This window comes from Citrobacter sp. BDA59-3, from assembly GCF_015167655.1.
GTDB lineage: Bacteria > Pseudomonadota > Gammaproteobacteria > Enterobacterales > Enterobacteriaceae > Phytobacter > Phytobacter diazotrophicus.
Genome location: NZ_CP063427.1, coordinates 1,332,114 through 1,355,658, shown reverse-complemented (window position 1 = coordinate 1,355,658; position 23,545 = coordinate 1,332,114). Strand labels below are relative to the sequence as shown.

20 protein-coding genes are annotated in these 23,545 nt (G+C 53.1%); 17 read left to right on the top strand and 3 right to left on the bottom strand.

Annotated elements, in window-relative coordinates; genetic code table 11:
* Positions 1-109: 109 nt before the first annotated feature.
* Positions 110-712, bottom strand: coding sequence for a cupin domain-containing protein (locus IP582_RS06275; RefSeq protein ID WP_228007946.1), 603 nt, complete (start codon positions 710-712; stop codon positions 110-112).
* Between the two features lie 208 nt (positions 713-920).
* Here IP582_RS06275 and IP582_RS06270 point away from each other — a divergent pair, with 208 nt between their 5' ends.
* The 17 genes from IP582_RS06270 to IP582_RS06190 all read left to right on the top strand — a co-directional run bounded on the left by IP582_RS06270 (position 921) and on the right by IP582_RS06190 (position 20,105).
* Positions 921-1,472: a chromate transporter gene (locus IP582_RS06270; RefSeq protein ID WP_041852245.1), complete on the top strand. Its 552-nt coding sequence runs from the start codon at positions 921-923 to the stop codon at positions 1,470-1,472.
* A complete protein-coding gene (locus IP582_RS06265) occupies positions 1,469-1,999 on the top strand; it encodes a chromate transporter (RefSeq protein ID WP_169039746.1) in 531 nt (176 codons plus the stop codon). The genes IP582_RS06270 and IP582_RS06265 overlap by 4 nt, the downstream gene beginning before the upstream one ends.
* Positions 2,000-2,281: 282 nt before the next feature.
* Positions 2,282-3,121, top strand: coding sequence for an ABC transporter ATP-binding protein (locus IP582_RS06260; protein ID WP_071193935.1), 840 nt, complete (start codon positions 2,282-2,284; stop codon positions 3,119-3,121).
* A complete protein-coding gene (locus IP582_RS06255; RefSeq protein WP_041852248.1) occupies positions 3,111-3,992 on the top strand; it encodes an ABC transporter permease in 882 nt (293 codons plus the stop codon). The genes IP582_RS06260 and IP582_RS06255 overlap by 11 nt, the downstream gene beginning before the upstream one ends.
* Positions 3,989-5,062, top strand: coding sequence for an ABC transporter permease (locus tag IP582_RS06250; protein ID WP_228007945.1), 1,074 nt, complete (start codon positions 3,989-3,991; stop codon positions 5,060-5,062). Before IP582_RS06255 ends, IP582_RS06250 begins: the two co-directional genes overlap by 4 nt.
* 47 nt (positions 5,063-5,109) lie before the next feature.
* Positions 5,110-6,126 (top strand): ABC transporter substrate-binding protein, encoded by a 1,017-nt coding sequence (locus IP582_RS06245; RefSeq protein ID WP_178107413.1) that lies wholly within the window; start codon positions 5,110-5,112, stop codon positions 6,124-6,126.
* 42 nt (positions 6,127-6,168) lie between these two features.
* Positions 6,169-6,816, top strand: a complete 648-nt coding sequence (locus tag IP582_RS06240; RefSeq protein ID WP_125125149.1) for a TetR family transcriptional regulator C-terminal domain-containing protein — start codon at positions 6,169-6,171, stop codon at positions 6,814-6,816.
* Positions 6,817-7,050: 234 nt separating this feature from the next.
* Positions 7,051-8,439 carry an NAD(P)-dependent oxidoreductase gene (locus tag IP582_RS06235; RefSeq protein WP_228007944.1) on the top strand — a complete coding sequence of 463 codons (1,389 nt, stop codon included), beginning with the start codon at positions 7,051-7,053 and terminating at the stop codon, positions 8,437-8,439.
* Positions 8,432-9,736: an NAD-dependent dihydropyrimidine dehydrogenase subunit PreA gene (preA, locus tag IP582_RS06230; protein WP_193795412.1), complete on the top strand. Its 1,305-nt coding sequence runs from the start codon at positions 8,432-8,434 to the stop codon at positions 9,734-9,736. The genes IP582_RS06235 and preA overlap by 8 nt, the downstream gene beginning before the upstream one ends.
* 160 nt (positions 9,737-9,896) lie before the next feature.
* A complete protein-coding gene (hydA, locus tag IP582_RS06225; RefSeq protein WP_193795411.1) occupies positions 9,897-11,345 on the top strand; it encodes a dihydropyrimidinase in 1,449 nt (482 codons plus the stop codon).
* Between the two features lie 24 nt (positions 11,346-11,369).
* Positions 11,370-12,656 carry a Zn-dependent hydrolase gene (locus IP582_RS06220; RefSeq protein ID WP_193795410.1) on the top strand — a complete coding sequence of 429 codons (1,287 nt, stop codon included), beginning with the start codon at positions 11,370-11,372 and terminating at the stop codon, positions 12,654-12,656.
* 291 nt (positions 12,657-12,947) lie between these two features.
* On the top strand, positions 12,948-14,186 hold the full coding sequence (locus IP582_RS06215; RefSeq protein ID WP_041852254.1) for an EAL and HDOD domain-containing protein: 1,239 nt from the start codon (positions 12,948-12,950) through the stop codon (positions 14,184-14,186).
* Positions 14,187-14,795: 609 nt separating this feature from the next.
* A complete protein-coding gene (locus IP582_RS06210; RefSeq protein WP_193795409.1) occupies positions 14,796-15,251 on the top strand; it encodes a helix-turn-helix domain-containing protein in 456 nt (151 codons plus the stop codon).
* Between the two features lie 248 nt (positions 15,252-15,499).
* Positions 15,500-16,087 carry a fimbrial protein gene (locus tag IP582_RS06205; protein WP_193795408.1) on the top strand — a complete coding sequence of 196 codons (588 nt, stop codon included), beginning with the start codon at positions 15,500-15,502 and terminating at the stop codon, positions 16,085-16,087.
* A gap of 54 nt (positions 16,088-16,141) precedes the next feature.
* Complete coding sequence (locus IP582_RS06200; protein WP_193795407.1) at positions 16,142-16,867, top strand: fimbria/pilus periplasmic chaperone; 726 nt, start codon at positions 16,142-16,144, stop codon at positions 16,865-16,867.
* Between the two features lie 95 nt (positions 16,868-16,962).
* Positions 16,963-19,587 carry a fimbria/pilus outer membrane usher protein gene (locus IP582_RS06195; protein ID WP_193795406.1) on the top strand — a complete coding sequence of 875 codons (2,625 nt, stop codon included), beginning with the start codon at positions 16,963-16,965 and terminating at the stop codon, positions 19,585-19,587.
* A 269-nt stretch (positions 19,588-19,856) separates the two neighbouring features.
* A complete protein-coding gene (locus tag IP582_RS06190; protein WP_193795405.1) occupies positions 19,857-20,105 on the top strand; it encodes a biofilm development regulator YmgB/AriR family protein in 249 nt (82 codons plus the stop codon).
* A gap of 278 nt (positions 20,106-20,383) precedes the next feature.
* On the opposite strand, the gene IP582_RS06185 is transcribed toward IP582_RS06190, so the two are convergent.
* Both IP582_RS06185 and IP582_RS06180 read right to left on the bottom strand, forming a co-directional pair.
* Positions 20,384-21,703, bottom strand: coding sequence for a diguanylate cyclase (locus IP582_RS06185; protein WP_193795404.1), 1,320 nt, complete (start codon positions 21,701-21,703; stop codon positions 20,384-20,386).
* A gap of 260 nt (positions 21,704-21,963) precedes the next feature.
* A complete protein-coding gene (locus tag IP582_RS06180) occupies positions 21,964-23,415 on the bottom strand; it encodes an MFS transporter (RefSeq protein ID WP_193795403.1) in 1,452 nt (483 codons plus the stop codon).
* Positions 23,416-23,545 lie beyond the last annotated feature (130 nt).

Genomic DNA, 23,545 nt, shown 5'->3' with positions numbered 1-23,545 from the left:
AGAGAAGACCATCATTACATACACAGAGAGCTTTGCATTCCTAATGCGCTTTAAGCGTAGACCGCAAATTTAGCCCCGCCATAAAACAAGAAAATTCCTGGTAACGCGATTAAAGCCATTCCTCTAAAAGCAATCCCTGCGCGCCAAAAACCGGGTCGCTATGAGGAAATGTCGCACTGGCAATCGCGGCTAACCTTCGCGCATCGGCTGCATCACGGCAGAGATCGAAATCCTGCCCTGGCGGATACGCGCCAACGACGGAAAAATCCGCGCTACTGCCGAGATTACAGTGCCCCGTCCCGGCAGGTAATACCACCACATCGCCCGCCCGCACGGTCAATTCTTTACCGCCCGGGCCGCCCAACATCAATCTGGCTTCACCGCCGACAAAACCCAGCACCTCATGCGCCGTGCTGTGGTAGTGGTGGTAATCAAACACCCCGTCCACCCATTGCGGCGGCCAGCCATTTTTCGCAAACAACTGCTGCGCGTCCTGGGCTGTTGCCCGCCCCGGAATCACCTGACGATACAGCAACACGGGCAACACAGGATTATTGGGTACCCACTCTTTTGGCGAAAGCAAGAACGCCCCGGTAACGGGAGCCGAAGCTGCCGCGGACTGCCCCTTTTCAGCCGCCTCAAGCAACCAGGGGGTCGTCAGCGCAGCGCCAGAGAGCATCTTCATAAAACAGCGACGATTCATATCAGCCATAGCACCTCCTGCATGTTGGTCCATCTCCTTAGCGTAGATGAAATCCCACCATCCCTTCGCCCTCTTGCGATATCTGTCGCTGCGGATCCCGGCGGCGATCATTTTTCTGCCAATGAAATTCCTGTAATTTCATCATGATTACAAATAGGTTATCGATCGCCAGGGATCCGGCCATTAAAGGTAGGTCGTTGTGCAAGAAAATAAGAAGATGTCCGCGTCGCCTGACGCGAAACCCACATTGGGGCAGCTCTGGCTGGCCTGTTTTATGTTAGGAGTGACCGGGTTTGGCGGGGTGTTGCCGCTTATGCACCGGGCGCTGGTGGAAAAAAAGCGCTGGCTATCAGAACAACGCTTTGCCGAACTGCTGGGGCTGTGTCAGTTTCTGCCTGGCGGAAATGCCGTGAATTTGTGCGTCGCCACCGGGGTGGAATTCCATGGCATAAAAGGGGGGTTTATCGCGCTGGTGGGGTTACTGACCGCACCGCTGCTGGTTATCGTCTGTCTTGGCAATATCTGGCTGCTCTGGCATGACAACCCGCTGGTCGCCTCGGTCTTTGCCGGTATATCCGCCGCTGCCGCGGGGCTTATCATTGCTACTGGCCTGAAAATCCTGCGCTCAATGCCGCGTGCGCTGACATCGTGGCTTATTCTTGGCGGGATCATTGTTGCGATTGCCCTTTTCCGCCTGCCGCTGCTGCCAGTCTTACTGGTCGCCGTGCCGCTGAGTATTATGCTGAGCTACCGGAAACACACATCATGACAACGCTGTTTTCCCTCGCCTTCATTTTTTTACAGCTCTCGTTTTTAGCCCTGGGCGGCGGTAATGCCATTATCCCTGAGTTGCAACGCCAGGTGGTCGACGTGCACCACTGGATGACCTCACGGGAGTTCAGCGAACTGTTCGCTCTCGCCCAGGCCGCGCCTGGCCCCAATATGATGATTACCTCACTGGTCGGCTGGCGTGTTGCGGGCATCGCCGGACTGATGGTGTCGACCGTTTGCCAGTTCGTCCCCTCCTCACTGATCGTGGTGGCGTGCGTAACCTTATGGAATAAGAACACCGACGAGAAAATGAAACGCGTATTAAACCATGCGTTAATCCCGCTGACGGTCGGGCTGGTTATCTCCGGCGGGGCGCTGGTCGCCGGAGCGGTGATCCATAATTATCTGCAACTCGCCACGATTGCGGTCTGTATTGTCCTGTTTTTGAAAACCCGCCTTTCGCCGCTGATTTTACTGGCCGCAGGCGGAATAGTCGGACTGATAGCCGCCTTATACGGGCTATAACCTCATCTGCCACACCGCCACATCCAGACTGTCACTCCCCCTTTGCGAAGGGGGCGTGTAACCTGCACACTACCGCTTCTTTTTTCACCGAATTCGCCCTGACTTCCCCACACCGCCTTGCCCCACGACCACGCACCATTGTCGACATTTGCACCAATTTAGCCATCAAAAAACCTTATCTTGCCGCCAAAAAGCGCGAAAAACCGCCTTTTAACGCCTGGCACAAAAATGGCATAGAGAAACAAACTTAACCAGTTAGTCAAAAAACAGGGGAGGCCTGGAATGAGCCAGTTGATTTATGCAGAGGAATCTGCGGTCGTACCGTTAAAACCGGCAACCGCCACCGCACGGCCTGCCATCAGGGTAAACCAGGCCAACGTGATTTATCCGGCAGCCGACCAGCCGGTACATGCGCTCAAAGACATTAACCTGACCATTCGCCAGGGGGAGTTTGTCTCGTTTATCGGCCCTTCCGGCTGTGGCAAAACCACGTTATTGCGTGCCATTGCAGACCTCGAACCCATCACCTCCGGCGAAGTGCTGGTTAACGATATGTCGCCTTCGGAGGCACGCCAGGCGGGGGCCTACGGCTATGTCTTCCAGGCCCCGGTCCTCTTGCCATGGCGCACCGTGCTGGCCAACGTCAAACTGCCGCTGCAAATCCAGGGCGTGCCGCCGGAGCGCTGCGACGAAATCGCCCGCGAGCAGTTGGCACGCGTCGGGCTAAAAGGCTTTGAGAAAAAATATCCGTGGCAGCTTTCCGGCGGCATGCAACAGCGCGTCTCCATTGCCCGTGCGTTAGGTTTTGAACCCAAAATTCTGATGATGGACGAGCCTTTTGGCGCGCTGGATGAACTGACGCGCGACAACCTCAACCAGCAGTTACAACAACTGTGGTTTAACGAACAGCGCACGATGGTCTTTGTGACCCACTCCATTTCCGAGGCCGTCTACCTGTCGACCAAAATTGTGGTGATGTCGCCGCGTCCGGGCAGGATTGTGAAGGTAATTGACTCCCCGCTTCCCGCCGGGCGCTCCCTTGCCATTCGCGATACCCCGGCGTTTTTACAGCTCGCCGCCGACGTGCGCGAAGCACTGGTGGAGGGGCATCATGACCATTAGTCAGCGTCTGCATCTGCACGTTCTGCCCGTCGGCAGCGTATTGCTGGTGGCGTTGATCCTCTGGTACGTGCTGGCCTTCGCCCTGAATGCTTCAGGGGTGATCGACCGTGTGCTGACCCCGCGCGGCCCCTGGACAAGCACAGACCTGATTGCCGCCTCCCTTAATGCCACCCGTCCGCTGCTGCCTGCGCCGCATCAGTTGGTTATTGATATCTGGAACAGCATCACCCAGTGGCCGCTCACTTCGCCGCGCAACCTATTACTGCATACCTGGGTGACCGCCAGCGCCGCGCTGACCGGTTTCGCCATGGGCGTGGTGTTAGGCGTACTGCTGGCGGTGTGCATTGTCCATTCACGGACGCTCGATAAAGCGCTGATGCCGTGGATTGTCGCCTCGCAAACCATTCCGGTACTGGCGATTGCCCCCATCGTGCTGATTATTCTCGGCAGTCTGGGGGTTACGGGTATGCTCCCCAAAGCAACCATCGCCATGTACCTGTGCTTTTTCCCGGTCACCATCGCCACCGTGCAGGGGCTGCGTTCGCCGCAAAAAATGGAGATGGAACTGGTGCATACCTATGCCGCCAGACGTGTCGATATCTTCTGGATGGTGCGTCTGCCCTCCTCTTTGCCCTATCTCTTTCCGGCTTTTCGCGTCGCCATTGCCAGTGGTCTGGTCGGCACGATGGTGGCGGAGCTGCCCACCGGCGCACAGGCCGGGCTGGGGGCAAGGCTGCTCACCGGCTCCTATTACGGCAACACCATTCAGATCTGGTCTGCGTTGGTGATGGCCTCCCTGCTGGGCCTGGCATTAACCGGGCTGGTAACCCTGACCGAACGGCTGGTGATGCGCCAGCGTAAGGGGGCATGATGAAAAAAAATACAACGCCAGGCACCCTGCTGTTAGTCAGCGCCTTCATTGTTGCCATTCTGTCGCTGATTCAGTTAAGCGGAGACAGCGATGCCGCTTATGGGCTTCGTTTCCATGCGCTGCTGCTTGTTGTCTGTTCGCTGCTGGCCTGTTCACAGACGGCTTTGCGTAGCGTGCTGTTCGCCGCGGCGCTCGCAGGCAGCGCACTTTGGCTTGCGCTGTTGCCGTTTAATGGCCTGAGCACCCTCGCCCTGGCGCTGCTTGCCGCCGTCAGCGTACAGCGACTGGCGAGCGCCCCGGTCCCGCCAGCCGCCGTCGCCGCGCTGCTCGGCATCTGGCTGCTGTGGTTCTGGCAGATTCTGGTCACCGGCTTTGCCGTTCCGCAGGTCATCCTGCCTGCGCCACTGGATATTCTCACGGCGTTAGTCGACGGCGTCTCGCTACTGGCGGGTGACCTGGTACAAACGGTCCTCAAATCGGTGCTGGTGGGATATCTGCTGGGTTGTGGTTTAGGCATTGGCGTGGCGCTGCTTATCGACCGATTACCCTTCCTGCAACGCGGGCTGCTGCCGGTCGCCAGCCTGACCAGCACCGTACCGCTGGTTGGCGTCGCGCCTATCGCGGTGATGTGGTTTGGTTTCGACTGGCCGTCAAAAGCTGCCGTGGTCATTCTGGTGACCTTTTTCCCGGCGCTGGTCAGCACGCTTGCCGGGCTGAAAGCGAGCGGCAAGCTTGAGCAAGAGCTGATGTATTGCTACGCCGCGACGCCCCACCAGCAGTTGCGCATGCTGCGCCTGCCCGCCGCACTGCCTTTTATTTTTAGCGCTCTGAAAGTGAACGCCACCCTGGCGCTGATTACCGCCATCGTCGCCGAATATTTTGGCTCACCGACCGCCGGGCTTGGCTTTCGTATCTCCACAGAATCGGCACGCATGCATATGCCCATTGTGTGGTCAGCGATTGTGGTGTCATCGCTGGCCGGTTCGCTGATTTACACCTTGCTGGTCCGGCTCGATCGCCGCGTAAATTTCTGGCATCCCTCGATTCGCGGGATGGCAACGGAAAAGTAAAACAACATAAAAACATGATGATGCACACTAACCCGAGGAGTTATCCCATGATGAAACGTTCCGCTTTTCGCCGGGGGTTGTTGCTGGCGGCAATGTCTGTGGCTTTTACCTTTTCAGCACACGCGGCAGAGAAAATCACGCTGCAGTTGAAATGGGTACCGCAGGCGCAATTCGCTGGCTACTACGTGGCGCAGGAAAAAGGGTTCTATAAAGAGGAAGGACTGGATGTCACGATCAAACCCGGCGGTACGGATATCTCCCCGGTTCAGGTAATTGCTGGCAAATCGGCGGATGTCATCGTCAACTGGCTGCCGGATGCGCTGGCCTCACGCGAGGCGGGCGTGCCGCTGGTGAACATTGCCCAGGTTTACGATCGTTCCGGGATGATGCTGACCTGTAAAAAATCGAGCGGTATTAAAACGCCTGCCGACTTCAAAGGTAAAACGCTGGGCGTCTGGTACGGCGGCAATGAGTACCCCTTCTTCAACTGGATGAGCAAACTGAACCTGAAACCGGGCAAAGACATTACCATCCTCAAACAGGGCTTTAACGTCGATCCACTGTTGCAGGATCAGGCAGCCTGTATCTCCACCATGAATTACAACGAATACTGGCAGTTGATCGACGCAGGATTGAAAGAAGCGGATCTGATCACCTTCCCGTATGAGGATCAGGGCGTTTCCACTCTCGAAGATGGCCTGTATGTGCTGGATTCCAGCCTGAAAGATCCGGCGTTCGTCGCCAAAATGGCGAAGTTCCTCAAAGCCTCGTTCAAAGGCTGGGATTATGCGGTGAAACACCCGCAAGAGGCGGCGAAAATCGTAGTTGCTGAAGATGCGTCCGGCGCCGCCACCGAAGAGGTACAGACTCGCCAGATGGAGAACGTGGCGAAGCTCATCACTAACGCCAACACACCGAAAATCGGCTATCTCGACCCGGCGGCATACCGTCGCACCATTGATGTTTTACTGCACAGCGGTGGCGATACCCCGGTAATCAAAAAAGATCCGGGTGACAGCGCGATGACCCATACCGTCTGGGATGCCGCGGCGAAGCTGAAATAACCCCTCCCCCGCCAGGGAGGGCGGATTTCACTGGAGCCTGTCATGAACGAAAGCCTGCTGAGCGGCATTGCGGTCTCGCTGGAGAAAGGGCGTATTCGCCAGGATAACGAGGCGATCATTATGCCCGCAGCCGAACGGGTCTTCGCCCGTTATGGATTTCGCGGCACCACTATGCAACAGATTGCCGATGCCGCCGACCTGCCCAAAGCCAATCTGCACTACTATTTTGGCAATAAACAAACCCTTTATTTGCGCGTGCTGGAGTGCATTCTGCACGACTGGCTGGCGCCGCTGGAGGGGATCTCTGCCAGCGCCGATCCCAAAACCGCGCTGGAAGAGTATGTCCGTAAAAAGATCGGCTTTAGTTTTGCCCGCCCGGAAGCCTCCCGCCTGTTCGCCAATGAGATCCTGCAAGGCGCGCAGGTGGTTCACCCACTGCTAAAAACTCAACTTCGACAACTGGTAGCGGAAAAGGCCCGCATCCTGGATGGCTGGATTGCGCTCGGCAAGCTCTCTGCGATGGACACCACCCATTTCTTTTTTACCGTCTGGTCGATGACCCAAACCTATGCGGATTTTGATATCCAGATTGCCGCCGTGCTGGGAGAGGACTCACACAGCAAGACGGCACAGCAACGGGCGACAGAACATGTTTTGCGTTGCGTCTGGCGGATCTGCGGCCTTGAATGAATCTTGCAGCAAAATGCAGCAAACAGCGTCAAATAAGGTGCGAGATGCACCAAAAAACAGCAATAAAAGTCCGGTTATTTTATTCATGTTTCTCTGGGTCCCTGAATTTACGCGTCATGCAGCAAATTTGTCGCAAATGGCACGTAATTAGCATGGTTATTACGCGAAAACTTAACCATATGGTCAGGATTTTAACGCGGGGAGAGATAACCCCACTGACAATTCAGGAGAAGCATGATGAGCAACGATTCAGGTAGCCACGCCCAGGGGATCCAGGCCGCACGGCTTGCTCCCGACGCGTATACCCGCGAGTTTGCGGACTGCGCGCCCCCGTTAACGGCCACCCAGGCGGTGATTGAAGCAGAACGCTGTTACTACTGCTTTGACGCCCCCTGCTCCCGGGCCTGCCCGGCGGATATTGATGTGCCGAGCTTTATCCAGCGCATCGCCCAGAGCAACGATCGCGGTGCGGCAGAGGTCATTTTACGCGCCAATGTGTTAGGCGGGATCTGCAGCCGCGTCTGCCCTACCGAAACCTTGTGTGAACAGGCCTGCGTACGTAACGCTCAGGATGGTCGCCCACTTAATATCGGCCTGCTTCAGCGCCACGCCACCGATCATTTTTTTGCTAACCCCGGTAAACCGCTGTTCGTTCGCGGGCCTGAAACTGGCAGGCGTATTGCCGTGGTCGGCGCCGGTCCTGCCGGGCTTACCGTCGCTCATCATCTGGCGATAGCAGGCCACAGCGTGGATCTCTTTGATGCCCGCAGCAAAGCAGGCGGCCTGAATGAATACGGCCTTGCCAGCTACAAAGTGACCGACGATTTCGCCGCTCGCGAAGTGGCCTGGTTGCTCTCCATCGGCGGTATTACGCTGCACACGGGTCAAACGCTGGGCGAAGATTTCAGCCTCGCGCAGTTACGGGCCAGCCACGACGCGGTATTTCTCGGCCTTGGGTTGGCGGGTGTTAACCAACTGGAAACCGACGACGCAGAACCTGAAGGCGTTTGTGAAGCGGTAGATTTTATTGCCAGGTTGCGCCAGTGCGCGGATCTCAGCGAGCTCCCCGTTGGCCGCAAAGTGGTGGTGATTGGTGGCGGAATGACCGCCGTCGATGCCGCCGTTCAGGCGAAAAAGCTTGGTGCTCAGGAGGTCACGCTGGTCTATCGCCGTGGCGAAGCACAGATGAAAGCTTCAGAAAAAGAGCGCCAGTGGGCACAGCTTAATGGTGTAACGATACGCCTTTGGGCCGCCCCTCTGCGCTTCGAGCAGCACAATCACCAACTGACCGGCGTGACGTTCAGCGTAGTGCGGCAAGGGGAAGTCAGCGATGAGACCTTCACGCTGGAAGCCGACATGGTGCTTAAAGCCATAGGTCAGACCTTCGACAGCGCCCCTGTCGGACAAGCCATCCAACTTAAACACGGGCGTATTGCCACCGACGAGTGCGGTCGCACCTCGCTGGCGGATGTCTGGGCCGGAGGTGACTGCTGTGCGGGCGGCCTTGACCTGACGGTCGATGCCGTACGCCAGGGCAAACTCGCCGCCCGCTCTATCGCGCTGGCCCTCACTATCTCCGACGCCGCTAACGCCATCTCATTTCAGGAGCACTCGCATGGCTAGTCTGCATACCGATTTTCTGGGCATCAAAAGTCCCAATCCGTTCTGGCTGGCGTCTGCGCCGCCCACCGACAAAGAGTACAACGTGGAACGCGCCTTTCAGGCGGGCTGGGGCGGCGTGGTGTGGAAAACGCTGGGGCTGGATCCGCATGTGGTGAATGTCAGTGGGCCGCGCTACGGCACGCTACTCGGGACCGATCGGCGCGTTCTGGGGCTGAATAATATCGAGCTCATCACTGACCGTACGCTGGCCATCAACCTTGAAGAGATTACCCGCGTCAAAAAACGCTGGCCCGACCGGGCGGTAGTGGTGTCGATCATGGTGCCCTGCGAAGAAGAAGCGTGGAAAACCATTCTGCCGCAGGTAGAAGCCACGGGGGCAGACGGTATCGAGCTTAACTTCGGTTGCCCGCATGGCATGAGCGAGCGCGGGATGGGCGCGGCGGTCGGCCAGGTACCGGAATATATAGAAATGGTCACCCGCTGGTGCAAACAATATTGCAGCCTGCCGGTGATCGTCAAACTGACGCCGAATATCACCGACATTCGTTACCCGGCGAGAGCCGCGAAAGCGGGCGGCGCGGATGCCGTGTCGCTTATCAACACCATTAATTCAGTGATTGGCGTCGATCTCGATCAGATGTTGATGTCGCCGCATACCGGCAGCCAGGGTTCACACGGCGGCTATTGTGGCCCGGCGGTGAAGCCGATTGCGCTGAATATGGTCTCGGAAATTGGCCGCGACGCGCAAACCCGTGGTCTGCCGATTTCCGGCATTGGCGGCATCTCCACCTGGCGCGATGCGGCGGAGTTTATCGCGCTGGGGTGCGCAACGGTGCAGGTCTGTACCGCCGCGATGGTTCATGGCTTCCAGATTGTGCGCGACATGATAAGCGGCCTTGAGAACTACATGGATCAGAAAGGATTCCAGACCCTCGAAGACTTTCGCGGCATGGCGCTGCCAAGCGTTACCGACTGGCGCTATCTCAATCTCAATCACGTAGATAAAGCGGTGATCGACCAGGCGTCGTGCATTAAGTGCGGGCGCTGCCATCTGGTGTGTGAGGACACGTCGCACCAGGCGATTTCCGCCACTACCGGTGACGAACGGCGTTTCGAAGTGCGCGAAGAGGATTGTGTCGGCTGCAACCTGTGTGCCTCGATTTGCCCGGTGGAGAACTGCATTTCACTGCGCAGTCTGCAACCCGGCGAAGTGGATAAGCGTACCGGCAAGGTGGTGACGGACCAGTATGCCAACTGGACGACGCACCCGAATAACCCGATGGCGCAATCAGCGTAGTTGAGGGGGTGCGGCCTGCTCCCCCTCACCCCAGCCCTCTCCCTCAAGGGAGAGGGGAAAAGGCCAGCCCCGGCGCGATCGTCCCCTCGTCCCCTTCGGGGAGAGGGTCAGTGTGAGGGGAAAAGAACATCACTAACCAAAGCACTACAGGAGAAAACGAATGCGTAACCTGTTGATCAAAGGCGGAACCGTCGTCAACGCCGACCATCAGCGTCGTGCCGATGTGCTCTGTGTCGACGGCGTCATTGCGACCGTCGGCGATGCATCCCAATGGGACATCCCCGCCGGAACCGAAACCGTAGACGCGGGCGGGCTGTATGTCATGCCCGGCGGCATCGACCCGCACACTCATATGAATTTCCCGTTTATGGGCACCACCACGGTCGATGACTTCTACAGCGGCACAGCTGCCGCACTGGCGGGCGGCACAACCACTATCATCGATTTCGTCATCCCTAACCCACAACAACCGCTGATGGACGCTTATCAACAATGGCGCGGCTGGGCGGAAAAAGCGGCGTCCGATTACAGCTTCCACGTCGCCATAACCTGGTGGGACGAAAGCGTACGCCAGGACATGGGCACACTGGTCCAACAGGAAGGCGTCAACAGCTTCAAACACTTTATGGCCTACAAAAACGCCATCATGTGCGATGACGAAACCCTGATGAACAGCTTCCGCCGCTGCCTTGAACTGGGGGCGATGCCGACAGTGCACGCGGAAAACGGCGAGATGGTTTACCTGCTGCAACAAGAGATGCTCAAGCAAGGCATCACCGGGCCGGAAGCCCACCCCCTCTCCCGCCCGCCAGAAGTTGAAGGCGAAGCCGCCAACCGCGCCATCACGGTCGCCAGCATTATGGGGGTGCCAATTTACGTGGTACATGTCTCCTGCCGCGAATCCGCTGAAGCCATCGCGCGCGCGCGCGGTCGCGGGCAGCGCGTCTATGGCGAAGTTCTCGCCGGGCATTTAGTCATTGACGACAGCGTCTACCGCCATCCGGACTTTGGCTTTGCCGCCGCTCACGTCATGAGCCCGCCGTTTCGCGATAAATCCCACCAGTCAGCGCTGTGGCACGGCCTGCAATCCGGTCAGCTCCACACCACCGCCACCGACCACTGCACGTTTTGCGCCAGTCAGAAAGCGGCGGGCCGCGATAATTTCACAAAAATTCCCAACGGCTGCGGCGGCGTGGAAGAACGCATGGCGGTCATCTGGGATGCGGGAGTCAACAGCGGACGCCTGACACCGAGCGAGTTTGTGGCGATTACCTCCGCCAATACCGCGCGCCTCTTCAATATTTATCCGCGTAAAGGCTGTGTGGCGCAGGGCGCCGATGCAGACCTGGTGCTCTGGGACCCGGCGGGTAGCAAAACGCTCTCCGCCAGCACTCATCATTCGCGCAACGATTTTAATATTTTCGAAGGCCGTACGGTAACCGGCGTACCGGCCTTCACCATCAGCCAGGGCCAGTTGGTATGGGCTGATGGCGACCTGCGCGCCCGCGAAGGCGCGGGGCGCTATATCAAACGTCCGGCGTTCGGCCCGGATTTCAGCGCAGCGGCTGCATGGGAGCGCCAGCGCGCCCCACAGGCCGTCGCCCGCTAATCACCCGACATTGAGGAAAGAATCATGAGCAGTGAAGTCATTTCACCAGATACGAACAGCATCGATATCAGTGACCTGCGGGTTGATGGCGAGCGTCTGTGGCAATCGTTAATGGACCTCGCGCAAATTGGCGCCACACCCAAAGGCGGAGTCTGCCGCTTAACGCTGACCGACCTTGACCGTCAGGGCCGAGATTTGGTCGTCAGCTGGGGCAAAGCGGCCGGGTTGACGGTCGAAATAGATCAGATCGGCAATGTCTTCATGCGCCGCCCAGGCCGCAACAATGCTCTAAAACCGATTGTCGCCGGTAGCCATATCGACACCCAGCCAACCGGAGGCAAGTTCGATGGCAACTTTGGCGTGCTCTCGGCGCTGGAGGTTATTCGAACCCTGAACGATCGCGGTATTGAAACCGAAGCGCCGGTAGAGATGGTTTTCTGGACTAACGAAGAAGGCTCACGCTTTGTGCCGGTCATGATGGGCTCCGGCGTCTTCGCGGGCATCTTCCCGCTGGAGACAGCCTATGCCGCAACCGACACCGAAGGAAAATCGGTGAAAGATGAGCTGTTCAAAATTGGTTATACGGGCGACGTTGTACCGGGCGACCACCCTATCGGCGCCTATTTTGAAGCCCATATCGAGCAAGGCCCCATCCTTGAAGATCAGGACATCATCATCGGCGTGGTGCAGGCAGTGCTCGGTATTCGCTGGTATGACTGTACCGTCACGGGGATGGAGTCCCACGCCGGACCAACGCCCATGGCGATGCGCAAAGACGCCCTGCAAGTTGCCACATATATCATGCAGGAAGTAGTCAATATTGCCGGGCAATTTGCGCCTCACGGACGCGGGACCGTAGGTATGGTGCAGGTGCATCCCAACAGCCGCAACGTGGTGCCAGGCAGTGTGAAATTCTCCATCGACTTTCGCAATATGACCGACGCCGAGGTGGACAAAATGGATGCGGCGCTGAAGGCGTACATTGCGCAGACCGTTGAAAAAACCGGGCTGAGCATAACGCTGCAACAGGTTTCACATTATCCTGCCGCGCCATTCCATCCGGAATGTAAAGAGGCGGTACGGCATGCAGCGCAAAAACTAGGCTACTCTTCTATGGATATCGTTTCAGGCGCCGGACATGACGCAGTTTATATGAGCATGCTCGCACCTACCGGAATGATTTTTATTCCCTGCAAAGATGGCATCAGTCACAATGAGATAGAATATTCAGCACCAGAACAGGTCACGGCCGGGGCAAATGTCTTGTTACACGCTATGCTGGAAAAAGCCGGAGTTGTCTCCCGGTCATAACCGGGTTCCCCTCATTAAAAACCCGGTTGCAGGCAATCGGGTTATTTTTTTAGCGAACTGAACATTTTTTCAGAAAACCGGCTTAATAATGCCCTGTAAACGTAGATGGGATTTGACTTAAGTCCCTAAGAAGTTTACAAAAGATACTGCCTTCTGTAAGACCCACATGCGTCTTTGCCATTTTCGTCCAGGCTTCCCTTTCATCGGTAAGAGAAAATGCTGGGGGATTAACCGGTTACATACCTGTTTAACCGGGTTTTGATATCTACAGGCATCTGTATGGAGTATCCAATGTTTTCTTTTGTCGCCCGCCAGGCGATTTTTGACGAAAATATGAACACAGTCGGTTATGAGCTGTTGTTCAGAGACAGCATGACGAACCGGTTTCCCGATGTTACTCCGGAATATGCCACTGCCCAAATTATCGTAGAACAATTTCTTGGTGCGCCGCTGGGTCGCCTCAAGGAATACAGCGCGATCTTCGTTAACTTCCCCTATGAACTGTTAATACAGGGCATGGCGGAGACCTTGCCCAAAGATCGTGTGATTGTGGAAATACTCGAAACGGCTGAACCCACGCCACGTCTGCTTAAGACCGTAAAACAGCTTTATCAGCACGGTTTTCGTATCGCCCTGGACGATTTTGAACTCGGCGATACATGGAACGATTTTCTACCCTATGTCAGCATCATCAAATTTGATGTGCGCATGAGCACGCCGGAAGAGATCAAAGAGTACATAGAAAGCAAAGCTGAGCTGCTCAAGGGCACAGTCTTTCTGGCCGAAAAGGTTGAAACGCAGGAAGAGTATGAGTGCTACCGCAACCTCGGCTGCACTCTCTTTCAAGGGCACTTTTTCAGCAAGCCAGTCATTCACGCTAACAACAAGCTTATCCAGAATCAGTCCGTAACCTTAAAGCTGATGAAGGAAGTGAACACTGACTCACCGGACTTCGCCAGAATCGAAGCGCTGCTAAAACAGGACCTTGCGCTCTCTTTCAAGCTGATGCGTTATGCGCAGAACATCGTCTTCAACGCGCGCGGCATTAAAAACTTTCGCAGTCAGTCGCTCAAAGACATCATCTTTTATCTTGGCGCCAATGAGCTACGCCGGTTCGTGCTGGTGGCTTGCCTGACGTCGGTGAATGTCGGCAAGACCGATGAAATCTACCACCGCTGCCTGATTCGCGGAAAGTTCTGCGAGCTGGCTGCCGCCCGTTCCATCAGCCGTCATTCATCGGACGATGCCTTTATTGTGGGCCTGTTCTCGCAACTGGACGATATTTTCGAAATGCCGATGGCGGATTTGATTGGCCAGATTGACGTCTCAAGCAATGTAATGATGGCGCTTAAAGAGAAACGTGGCCCGCTCTATCCTTATCTGCACCTGGCGCAACTGTATGAAAACCATAAATGGGAAGATGTCAGCGCGCTGGGTCATCGGCTCGGCTTTAACCGCAGCGTGGTTGCTGAATTGATTACCACGGCGACACAGTGGGCAGATGATATCCCTACTGGCATTACCAGCTAAATCCTGCCGGGTTTGTAAATGGCGCGCATTAAGACACGTTCTACAAACCCGCCTCTTCTCTCACAAGGCGCGCATTTATTTTACTTAGGAATAAATCTACTTGTACCATTCACGAAGATGGTTGAAAAATACTATTCGCTCCGTTTTCACTTCCTAATTATTACGGAAATCGCTAATCTTTCCTGACCACTGAAATATATTTAGCGCGTAAATGCATTTTATTAATGCCATAACCAAGACTTATTTTTACCATATAATCCTTAACACAAAAAACACAATCGAGATTAAAAACCATTAATTAGACAAAAAACAGGATAAATATTTTAGTATAAAAAGATGAAGATTTTGTGAGCCAGGACTTAATTCAAACCAGCTTAACCATGTAAAGACTCACCAGTTACAAAATAAATAAAATTTTACACTAACAATAATCGATAGCTTAGCATTTTGCTTTGATTCTATGGTTTAATGAAATAAAGTTGATTAACGAACAAAAAAATCAATAATATCCCCCCCATCAGCAACACAGTGAAGAATTATGATTAAGCAGGCAGGATCGCCAGTCAGTCTTAATTACCCCTTCCAGGAAGAGAAGGAAGACTAGGGACAATGGTCAAATTAACAGTATATGGATATCGTCTTGGCGAACACAACGAAGTTGAGTTCCTGCCGTTCAAAAGATGCCTCCTGCTTCCCGAAACACCGGGAAAAGCGGTTGAATACCTCAGGCCGACCATGGCAAACCTGCTGGAATACCTGTTGGCGCATGCTGTTGGTGAAATTGTCCCGGATAAAATGCTGCAAATACAGGTATGGGAAAAAAACGGACTGAGTTGCTCCAGCCAGCGTTTGTGGCAGGTAATGCATAATCTAAAAAACAAACTGGCGCTAGTCGGCTTGCCCGACAACTTTATTATGCGTATTACTGGCAAAGGTTACATGATTGCTAATGAGATGGTTATGGAGTTGTATTGTAAACGCAAACAATTTTCTGAAAATGGCGCGGAGTATCCACTGCAGCGCACAAAAACATTTAAATCATCCATCAACGTGATGCTTGAATAAAAAATATCAGCAACACGAATAATATTCACCCCATGACAGGTGAGAACAAAATAATTCTAACAAACAATATTTCTGGGACTGAATATCACTGACCACAGCATTCAGGAAAGCAGTAACCATAAGAGGGTTACAATTGGGAAAATAAACCCCTGAATATCCATAAGGAAACAGGAAATCATTAGCGCTTGTGGAACAGGTTGCTAATTATCAACAACGACGTTGTTTAGTTCATATCAAAGGGAATACTTATGAAAAAAGTACTTTTAGCAGCATCTATTGCATCTGCGCTGTCATTGTTTAACGTGGCTCAGGCTGCAAGCTCCGGCACCATCGATTTTAATGGTGAAATTACTGACGCCACCTGTGATGTCGTCCTGAATGGCGGCACCAGTGCCAGCGGTACAGTAACATTGCCGACTATCTCTAAAAGTTTGCTTTCTGCAGCAGCTGGTACAACCAAAACCGCGGGTCAAACCAGGTTTACGCTTGATGCAAAAAACTGTGTCTTAGGCACCTCGGGTAAAACGAAAGTTCAGGCTTTCTTTAAGTCCTCGGCTGCGAATGTAGATACCACTAGCGGCTATCTGCTTAACAAAACAGGTACAGCAAAAGATGTTCAATTGCGTTTAAGTTACTTCACTACGGGTAACATTATTGACGTAAACAGCAACGCGTTGGCATCAGGTAGCGCAGAGTTTGTCACGATTACAAGCGGCAATACTGCAACCATGCCATTTAGCGTTGAATATATCACCAATAACAATGGCACAGGTGCTAATGCACTGACCTCTGGTACCGTTAAAGGTCAGGTTGAGTACGAACTGCAATACGATTAATCACTGCATTCGGGGAGCGATTTTCGCTCCCTCCTTTTTCTTAAGGAACTGGGTATGTCTTATTACGCCAAAACAGTAATGGTTGCCATAGGGGCAATAATTTTCTCCGGATTCAGTACCATTGCCTGGGGAAGCGTGGTCGTTAACAGTACTCGCGTAATTTACCAGGCCAATAAAAAAGAAGTTACCGTTACTTTAACTAACCAGAACACAACCCCGGTATTAATTCAGAACTGGATTGAAACAGACAGTGAGAATAGAGAGTCAGCAACTAAAAATGTACCATTTGTCTTAACACCACCAATCAACCGAGTGGATGCAGGCAAAGGACAAACATTACGCATTAGCTATCTTGGCAGTCCAGCCTTACCGCAGGACCGGGAATCTGTATTCTGGTTAAATATTCTGGAAGTCCCAGCTAAAGCTAAAGACGTTAATGAAGAACAAAGCAAACTGAATATTGCCTTTCGTACACGAATAAAATTATTTTATCGGCCAAATGGTCTCCCTGGCACAGCAACACAGGCAATGGAGAATCTACATTGGGCCATTAAAGGCAATGGTGTCAATGTAACGAACCCTTCAAAATATTATGTTTCGCTTTTTGACGTCACTTATAAATCTGGTGGTAAAAAATTCGATACCAAAGGGTTTATGCTTGCCCCAGGTGCAACGGGATTTTATCAGTTCAAAGGTATTAGCGTAACCAATATAAATGACCTGAGTTATACTGCCGTTAATGATTATGGTGCCAACGTGCAATATAAAGCCAAACCTTAAGGCTAAATAACCCCATTAAATAATAAAAGCCATTCATACGACAACAATTACGGCTTTTGCTTTTCAGGGAAAGATACCGCTTTTCAGGAGTTATTATGGAAAGATCGACAACTCATCATCAATTTGTGGGGCCTAAAAGCCGATTATCGCCACTCGCGTTGATGGTGATGATGGCATTTCCAGTCATAGCCGCGGAAGAAACTGACGATAAATCGCGTGCATACGCACGAAATGTTGTGGAATTTGAATCTGACTTATTACGTCTGGATAATGGTAGTAAAGTTGACCTTAGCCGGTTCAGCTACGGCTCCAGCGCCTCTCCAGGTATCTACCGGGTCAATATCTCTGTCAACGGCGAAGAAGTTGCCCAGGAAGAGGTGGAATTCAAGGCGGGTGACAATCGCCAGGTTTACCCGTGCCTAACGCCACGTCTGATTCAATTAATCAACTTCAACGAGGATAAACTCCCTTCCGAGGTGAAACAGGCATTAAGCTCGCCCGCCACCTGTAGCAACCTGGTGTCGGTTATTCCGGAAGCCAAATTCGAGTTCGACAGCGGTGACCAGCAGCTCAATATCGAAGTACCGCAAATCTATGTGCACCGTACCGCGCGTGGTGCGGTAAACCCGGAACTGTGGGACAGTGGAGTACCGGCATTAATGCTTGGTTATTACGTTAATGGTTATGACTCACAGTACAGCAGCGGAGGGGATTCTCGCTCACTGTATGCGTCATTGAATGCCGGGCTCAATATCGGTGCCTGGTATTTCCGTCATAACGGCTCCTATAACTGGCAAAAAGATATTGGTGGGGAATACAACACCACCAACACCTATGTACAGCGTGATATTGCCCCCATTCTGGGGCGGATAATCCTCGGTGAATACAATACATCGGGGCAGATGTTTAACTCGGTACCGTTTATCGGGGCGCAGGTTTCCAGCGACGATCGCATGTTGCCCGAATCACAACGTGGCTATGCGCCAGACATTCGCGGCATTGCAAAAACAAACGCTAAAGTGACGGTCAAACAGCTTGGCAACATCATTTATGAAACCACGGTTCCGCCTGGCGCTTTTCTGATTAACGATCTCTACCCCGCAGGATATGGGGGCGATCTGGAGGTCACTATTCAGGAGGCAGATGGGACAACACAGCAATATACCATCGCTTATGCATCCGTTGCCCAGTTACTGCGTCCGGGTACTCAGCGCTATAGCATGACCGCAGGCAAGATACGTAATACCGGCATTTCCGATGAGCCGATGATTTATGAAGCCACTTATATGCGCGGTATAAGTAATATTTTTACCGGCTACGGCGGCGTGCAGGTTAGCGAAAATTACCAGGCCTACCAGTTAGGTCTCGCGACCGGTAGCAGGCTTGGTGCGATTGCCATTGATGCAACCCAGTCGACAAGCAAGCTGGGTAACAAAGCTGGCGGGACCAAATCCGGCCAGAGTTACCGTATCACTTACAGTAAACTTATTGATGAAACCAACAGTAACATTACCCTCGCGGCGTACCGCTATTCGACTGCGGGTTATATGGATCTGTTGACCGCATTACAAACCCGAGATGCCGCTCAAAACGGCTATGATCCCAACAATATCTGGCGTTCGAAAAATCGCTTTACCGTTAGCGTCAACCAGGGATTACCAGAACCCTGGGGGAATATTTACCTCAGTGCCACACTGGAAAATTACTGGAACAGCGGACAGGGCTATAACAAGCAATATCAGATGGGCTACTCCAATAACTGGAAGCGAGTGAATTACAGTGTCAACGTTAGTCGCAGCCAGTCCTCGAATGGCAATGAACAAACTAACTGGTACCTGAACTTATCATTTCCGTTATGGGACGCATGGGAATCTCATACACCTTATATGAGTCTGCGCTATAACCAGGATAATAACGGCGGGAAAAGTGAGCAGGCAATGATCTCCGGAACACTGGGCGATCAAAACCAGTATAACTATAACCTGAGCGGTAGCCACGATTCCCAAAGTGGTACCTCTGCGAATATCGGTGGGGGCTGGACCAGTAGCATCGCGACAATCAATGGCGGCTATAGCACAGGTAAAAATTACCATAGCACGTCGTTGGGTTTAAGCGGAGCGCTGGTTGCCCACTCCGGTGGCGTCACGCTCACCCCTTATAACAGCGATACCTACGCGCTGATTGAGGCAAAAGACGCCAAAGGAGCAAAAATTTCTGGCTATGCGGGAACATCTGTCGACCGCTTTGGTTATGCACTTTTCCCATCGTTGTCACCTTATCAGATGAACAGTGTATCCATTGATCCGGAAGGGTCTTCATTGGACGTGGAGTTTGAAAACACCGCTCAGAAAATTGCACCGCGTTCCGGCGCGATTGTAAAAGTGAAGTTCAATACTAACAAAGGCTCACCGGTACTGATTGCCTCTTCATTTGCGGGAGAAAATCTGCCGTTTGGCGCCGATGTTCTGGATGAAAGCAACGCATCAGTGGGCATTGTCAACCAGGCCGGGGCCATTTACGCCCGCGTGAGAGAAGACAAAGGAACGTTGCTGGTTAAATGGGGTAATGACATCGGTTCCAGCTGTAAAGTGAGCTATATGCTGGCCCCAACGACGGGTGATAGCCAGGCCAGCCACATCCAGCAATTTACAAGCCCATGTACGCCAGTTCAGGGACCAGTCAGCAGTGGTCCACGCACCGAAATGGCCAGTACGCACTAACTGAAAACCTGAATCTGCTTTTTGAAATGCATCCACCACGTTGAGTGATGGATGCATTTTTTATTTATAAACAACGAGTTATTTATGACCTTAACGTTACTTCAATTTATATAACCTTAAGCTATATAAACAGGTAAAATTTTACTGCAATTTTTATAGCAATCTCATTTGTAAAGACGGCCTTCCCTGTCTAATTTTATCTGGCAAAACAAAACACTCCCCGACACTCTCGGGAAGTAATCAGCCTCTTTTTCACAGGTCATTTGTTGATGAGCGTTCATGAAATGGATATCGATACCGAATCTCCCGCAGTCCCCCATCTGGACGCTAAAACCAGCGAGCAGCAGGTTATCGCCGGGATCCGCACAACGCTGTCGGCCCGTAAATCCATGGTAACGAATAAGGACATCATTCTGGAGTTGCTGGTAAAACTGGAAACTGAAAAGGACATTGCAAAACTGGACATGTACAGAAGTGCACTTGAACGTGTAGTTCATGCCACGCCGGATGATATCTAATCTCTGCGTCTCGTTTCCTCCGCTTACGGGTGGAGGTTTTTTCTCCTTGCCGTCTTCGCCACTCCCTTTTAGCCCACCTGAGATAAAAAACCTCAATATTTATAAGCTTTTTCTCCTCTCATTCACTATCCATGAAAAATATTTATATATATGGCTTTTATAATCACGCTATTTATTTTTAAAAGGCTTTTGTAACGAATGGCCATATGGTCTCCCCTTCTGAAGCCAAGGATTTATCTTCAGAAGGGGTATTTTTTGAACCGTCGGTCAGTATCGACTCACCCGGCATGTGTGTCCGCAGCAACAACCCGATTACGTCCCTGCTTTTTCGCCGCATACAGCGCAGTATCGGCTTTACCGATCAGCGCGCTGGCAATCATATGTTGCGGCTTGTCCTCAGAAAAGATGCTCTCACAATCGAGCGTTGCCACACCAATGCTGATCGTTAAGAAACCCATCGGGCTTGCGGCATGCGGCAATTTCAGCGCGTTGATTTGCTTACGCAGACGCTCGGCAATGGATAATGCAGCCGATTTATTGGTATCCGGTAATATCACCAGAAACTCTTCGCCACCATAGCGGCTGACATTAGCATCCGGATGAACCAGAGAAGTGACCAGCGCCTTCGCGACGATTTGCAGGCACTCATCTCCCGCCTGATGTCCCTGGCTGTCGTTATAGAGTTTAAAAAAGTCGATATCCACCAGACAGATCGAGAGCGGAAAGTGGCCGTGATAAGAACGTGTGACTTCCGTCAGCAGGCACTCATCCATATACCGGCGATTAAACAAGCCGGTCAGGTGATCGTGCTGAGCATGCCGCTGTAACACCAGATTCGCGCCCGCCAATTTTTGTTCAGCCTGACGACGCGCGGTGATATCCACCCAGGTAATCGACAGCCCCACAACATTACTGCTCGCATCTGTCACAGCAATAGACTGCGCATCGTAGCAGCGGTCATGCCAGATCATTTCGCGACGGGGAATGACCTCGCCCATGTCTGCCAGCGCAAAATCTTCCTCAAAAAGATGCCAGAACTCGGGCATATGCTCGGAAAGATAGCTCTCCGCAAGCTCATGCCCGTCATTGTGCAGCAGATGATTCATCGCTTTATTCGACATCACCAGGCGACCATGACGGTCTATCATGCACAGCGCCACGGGGGTGGTATCGTAGATAGTTTCCAGTTGCAACACGCGCTCGCCCAGGGTCGAGATATTACGATCCACACCCCGATAGCCGCGTAATTCACCGTTTTCATCAAAAAGGGGAACGCCGCTGGTTTCCAGCACCACAATGCGCCCATCGGCACGCTGGTTACGATTCACCAGGCCTGAAAAAGCTCTTTTCTCTTGCACGATCTCCATAAAAGCGCGTCCGACGCGTTCGGCCTCGCCGGGGGGCATAAAATCGAACGGGGTCTTACCAATAACTTCACTCGGCGGATAGCCGAGCAAGCTGGTGACCACATCGGAGGCCCAGGTATAACGTCCTTGCGCATCCACTTCCCATACCCAATCCGAATTTTGATTCAATAAATCATACAGATGCTGTACGTCCACATCCTGGAGAGGCGACGGCTTTTTTTTATCGTTCATGAATGTTATCCGCATGTCCAAAAACCGCCCGGACAGCAAGGGCAAAGTGGTGTTGACGCCAGACTACACGTTTCAGCGAAGCGCTAAACTCACTATCATTGATACAGTAAATGTTAACGTTTTACTAATTCACTGTAACGATAACAACGCAGAAAAAGCTGAAACGGGCCCGGTTGCCAGCGAGACCTGTGAAGCACGCGGTAAAGATTTTTCACTCACGATCAATGGATGCGCCTGCGAGGGGCTGCTCTCTCCTTTCTTTATTTCTTCGGTTTCTGCGAAACATTTCGCCCCGCCCCGGCTTCAAGGCGTGTCATGTCATACAGCCCAACCGCCGTGATAAGCGCTATCATCACAAACCCCAGCTTAAAGGCCATCCCCTGAATATCGCCATACCCCATATTGTCGCTGATGATCGCGCCTGCGCGAATACTCAGCGCCCCCAGCGTTACCCCCAGGCCGTTAGCCAGTTGCAGCGAGGTACTAAAAAGGGTGTTAGCGGAGCTCATCTCTGCCGCCGGTACCTCGGCAAATGCCAGCGAACTGATGCCGGTAAACTGCATTGAGCGGCTCAGCCCACCGATAAACAACAGCGCGAGAGTAAGCATTTGCGGTGAGTCCGGTGCTAAAAAAGCGCAGAAAAACAGCGACAACACGCAGACAACCCCGTTGCCAATCAAAAGCTTTTTAAAACCGAAACGACGAATCAGCGGCGTCGTGGCAGGCTTCATCGCCAGGTTACCGGCAAAGACCGCCAGCACCAGCGACCCGGCCTCAAACGCGCTCATCCCGAAGCCCACCTGAAACATCAGGGGCAACATAAAGGGCGCGGAACTGATAGTGGCGCGGAGAATAAACCCGCCGCGCATCGTAACGCGAAAAGAGTGTACCGACAGCGAACTCAGGCCAATCAGCGGCGCAGGCGCGCGACGCAAGTGATGAATACTCCACACCAGCGCCAGCAGACCAACGGCGAGCGTAGCCCCGGCGCTAACCATACTCACATGCTGCTGGCTCAACATCTCAAGCCCCGCCACCAGGCACAGCATGGTCAGCCCTGTGGCGATAAAACCCACCACATCGAACGGACGTTTTTCATCAGCCGACAGTCCCGGCATCATTTTCAAGGCCAGAACGATAGCCACCAGCCCCAGCGGCACATTGAGGAAAAAGATCCAGTGCCAGCTCGCATAGGTAGTAATAAAGCCCCCCAGCGGCGGACCAATAATCGGCGCGACCAGCGCAGGCCAGGTCAAAGTGGCGATGGCTTTAATCAACTGCTCTTTCGGCGTGGTACGCAAAACAACGAGACGCCCTACCGGCACCATCATTGCGCCCCCCACCCCTTGCAGGATGCGCATCAGCACAAAGCCGGTGACGTTATTTGTCAGGCCGCAAAGCAAAGACGCCACGGTAAAAATCAGCAGCGCCAGACTAAAAACCGTCCGTGCGCCAAAGCGTTCCGCCACCCAGCCGCTGGCCGGAATCAGCATCGCCAGCGTCAACAAATAGGCACTAATACCGATATTCAAATCGATAGCGGAAACACCAAAGGCTTTCGCCATGTCCGGCAGGGCAGTCGCAATCACCGTGCCATCAAGAAACTCCATAAAAAACGCGCTGGCGACCAGCAATGCCACCCCGGAAATCCGCCCGGAACGGGTCACTTTTTCCCGTGGCGTTTGCGTCTGGGTTGTCTCAGACGAGGCCATAACGTGTCCTCAACATGGATAACCTCTACTACCTGGCAGAGGTCTGACAAGAATAGAAAGTTGTTATACCAAAAATGCAAGCCGCCCGATAACCCAATTTCTTGTTGAGTGTCCGCAGATTGATATTTTG

What these genes read in the sequence shown, in the direction of transcription:
- IP582_RS06275 (WP_228007946.1), bottom strand. Translation starts at nt 712, where the DNA reads ATGGCTGATATGAATCGTCGCTGTTTTATGAAGATGCTCTCTGGCGCT.
- IP582_RS06270 (WP_041852245.1), top strand. Translation starts at nt 921, where the DNA reads ATGTCCGCGTCGCCTGACGCGAAACCCACATTGGGGCAGCTCTGGCTG.
- IP582_RS06265 (WP_169039746.1), top strand. Translation starts at nt 1,469, where the DNA reads ATGACAACGCTGTTTTCCCTCGCCTTCATTTTTTTACAGCTCTCGTTT.
- IP582_RS06260 (WP_071193935.1), top strand. Translation starts at nt 2,282, where the DNA reads ATGAGCCAGTTGATTTATGCAGAGGAATCTGCGGTCGTACCGTTAAAA.
- IP582_RS06255 (WP_041852248.1), top strand. Translation starts at nt 3,111, where the DNA reads ATGACCATTAGTCAGCGTCTGCATCTGCACGTTCTGCCCGTCGGCAGC.
- IP582_RS06250 (WP_228007945.1), top strand. Translation starts at nt 3,989, where the DNA reads ATGATGAAAAAAAATACAACGCCAGGCACCCTGCTGTTAGTCAGCGCC.
- IP582_RS06245 (WP_178107413.1), top strand. Translation starts at nt 5,110, where the DNA reads ATGATGAAACGTTCCGCTTTTCGCCGGGGGTTGTTGCTGGCGGCAATG.
- IP582_RS06240 (WP_125125149.1), top strand. Translation starts at nt 6,169, where the DNA reads ATGAACGAAAGCCTGCTGAGCGGCATTGCGGTCTCGCTGGAGAAAGGG.
- IP582_RS06235 (WP_228007944.1), top strand. Translation starts at nt 7,051, where the DNA reads ATGATGAGCAACGATTCAGGTAGCCACGCCCAGGGGATCCAGGCCGCA.
- preA (WP_193795412.1), top strand. Translation starts at nt 8,432, where the DNA reads ATGGCTAGTCTGCATACCGATTTTCTGGGCATCAAAAGTCCCAATCCG.
- hydA (WP_193795411.1), top strand. Translation starts at nt 9,897, where the DNA reads ATGCGTAACCTGTTGATCAAAGGCGGAACCGTCGTCAACGCCGACCAT.
- IP582_RS06220 (WP_193795410.1), top strand. Translation starts at nt 11,370, where the DNA reads ATGAGCAGTGAAGTCATTTCACCAGATACGAACAGCATCGATATCAGT.
- IP582_RS06215 (WP_041852254.1), top strand. Translation starts at nt 12,948, where the DNA reads ATGTTTTCTTTTGTCGCCCGCCAGGCGATTTTTGACGAAAATATGAAC.
- IP582_RS06210 (WP_193795409.1), top strand. Translation starts at nt 14,796, where the DNA reads ATGGTCAAATTAACAGTATATGGATATCGTCTTGGCGAACACAACGAA.
- IP582_RS06205 (WP_193795408.1), top strand. Translation starts at nt 15,500, where the DNA reads ATGAAAAAAGTACTTTTAGCAGCATCTATTGCATCTGCGCTGTCATTG.
- IP582_RS06200 (WP_193795407.1), top strand. Translation starts at nt 16,142, where the DNA reads ATGTCTTATTACGCCAAAACAGTAATGGTTGCCATAGGGGCAATAATT.
- IP582_RS06195 (WP_193795406.1), top strand. Translation starts at nt 16,963, where the DNA reads ATGGAAAGATCGACAACTCATCATCAATTTGTGGGGCCTAAAAGCCGA.
- IP582_RS06190 (WP_193795405.1), top strand. Translation starts at nt 19,857, where the DNA reads ATGAGCGTTCATGAAATGGATATCGATACCGAATCTCCCGCAGTCCCC.
- IP582_RS06185 (WP_193795404.1), bottom strand. Translation starts at nt 21,703, where the DNA reads ATGAACGATAAAAAAAAGCCGTCGCCTCTCCAGGATGTGGACGTACAG.
- IP582_RS06180 (WP_193795403.1), bottom strand. Translation starts at nt 23,415, where the DNA reads ATGGCCTCGTCTGAGACAACCCAGACGCAAACGCCACGGGAAAAAGTG.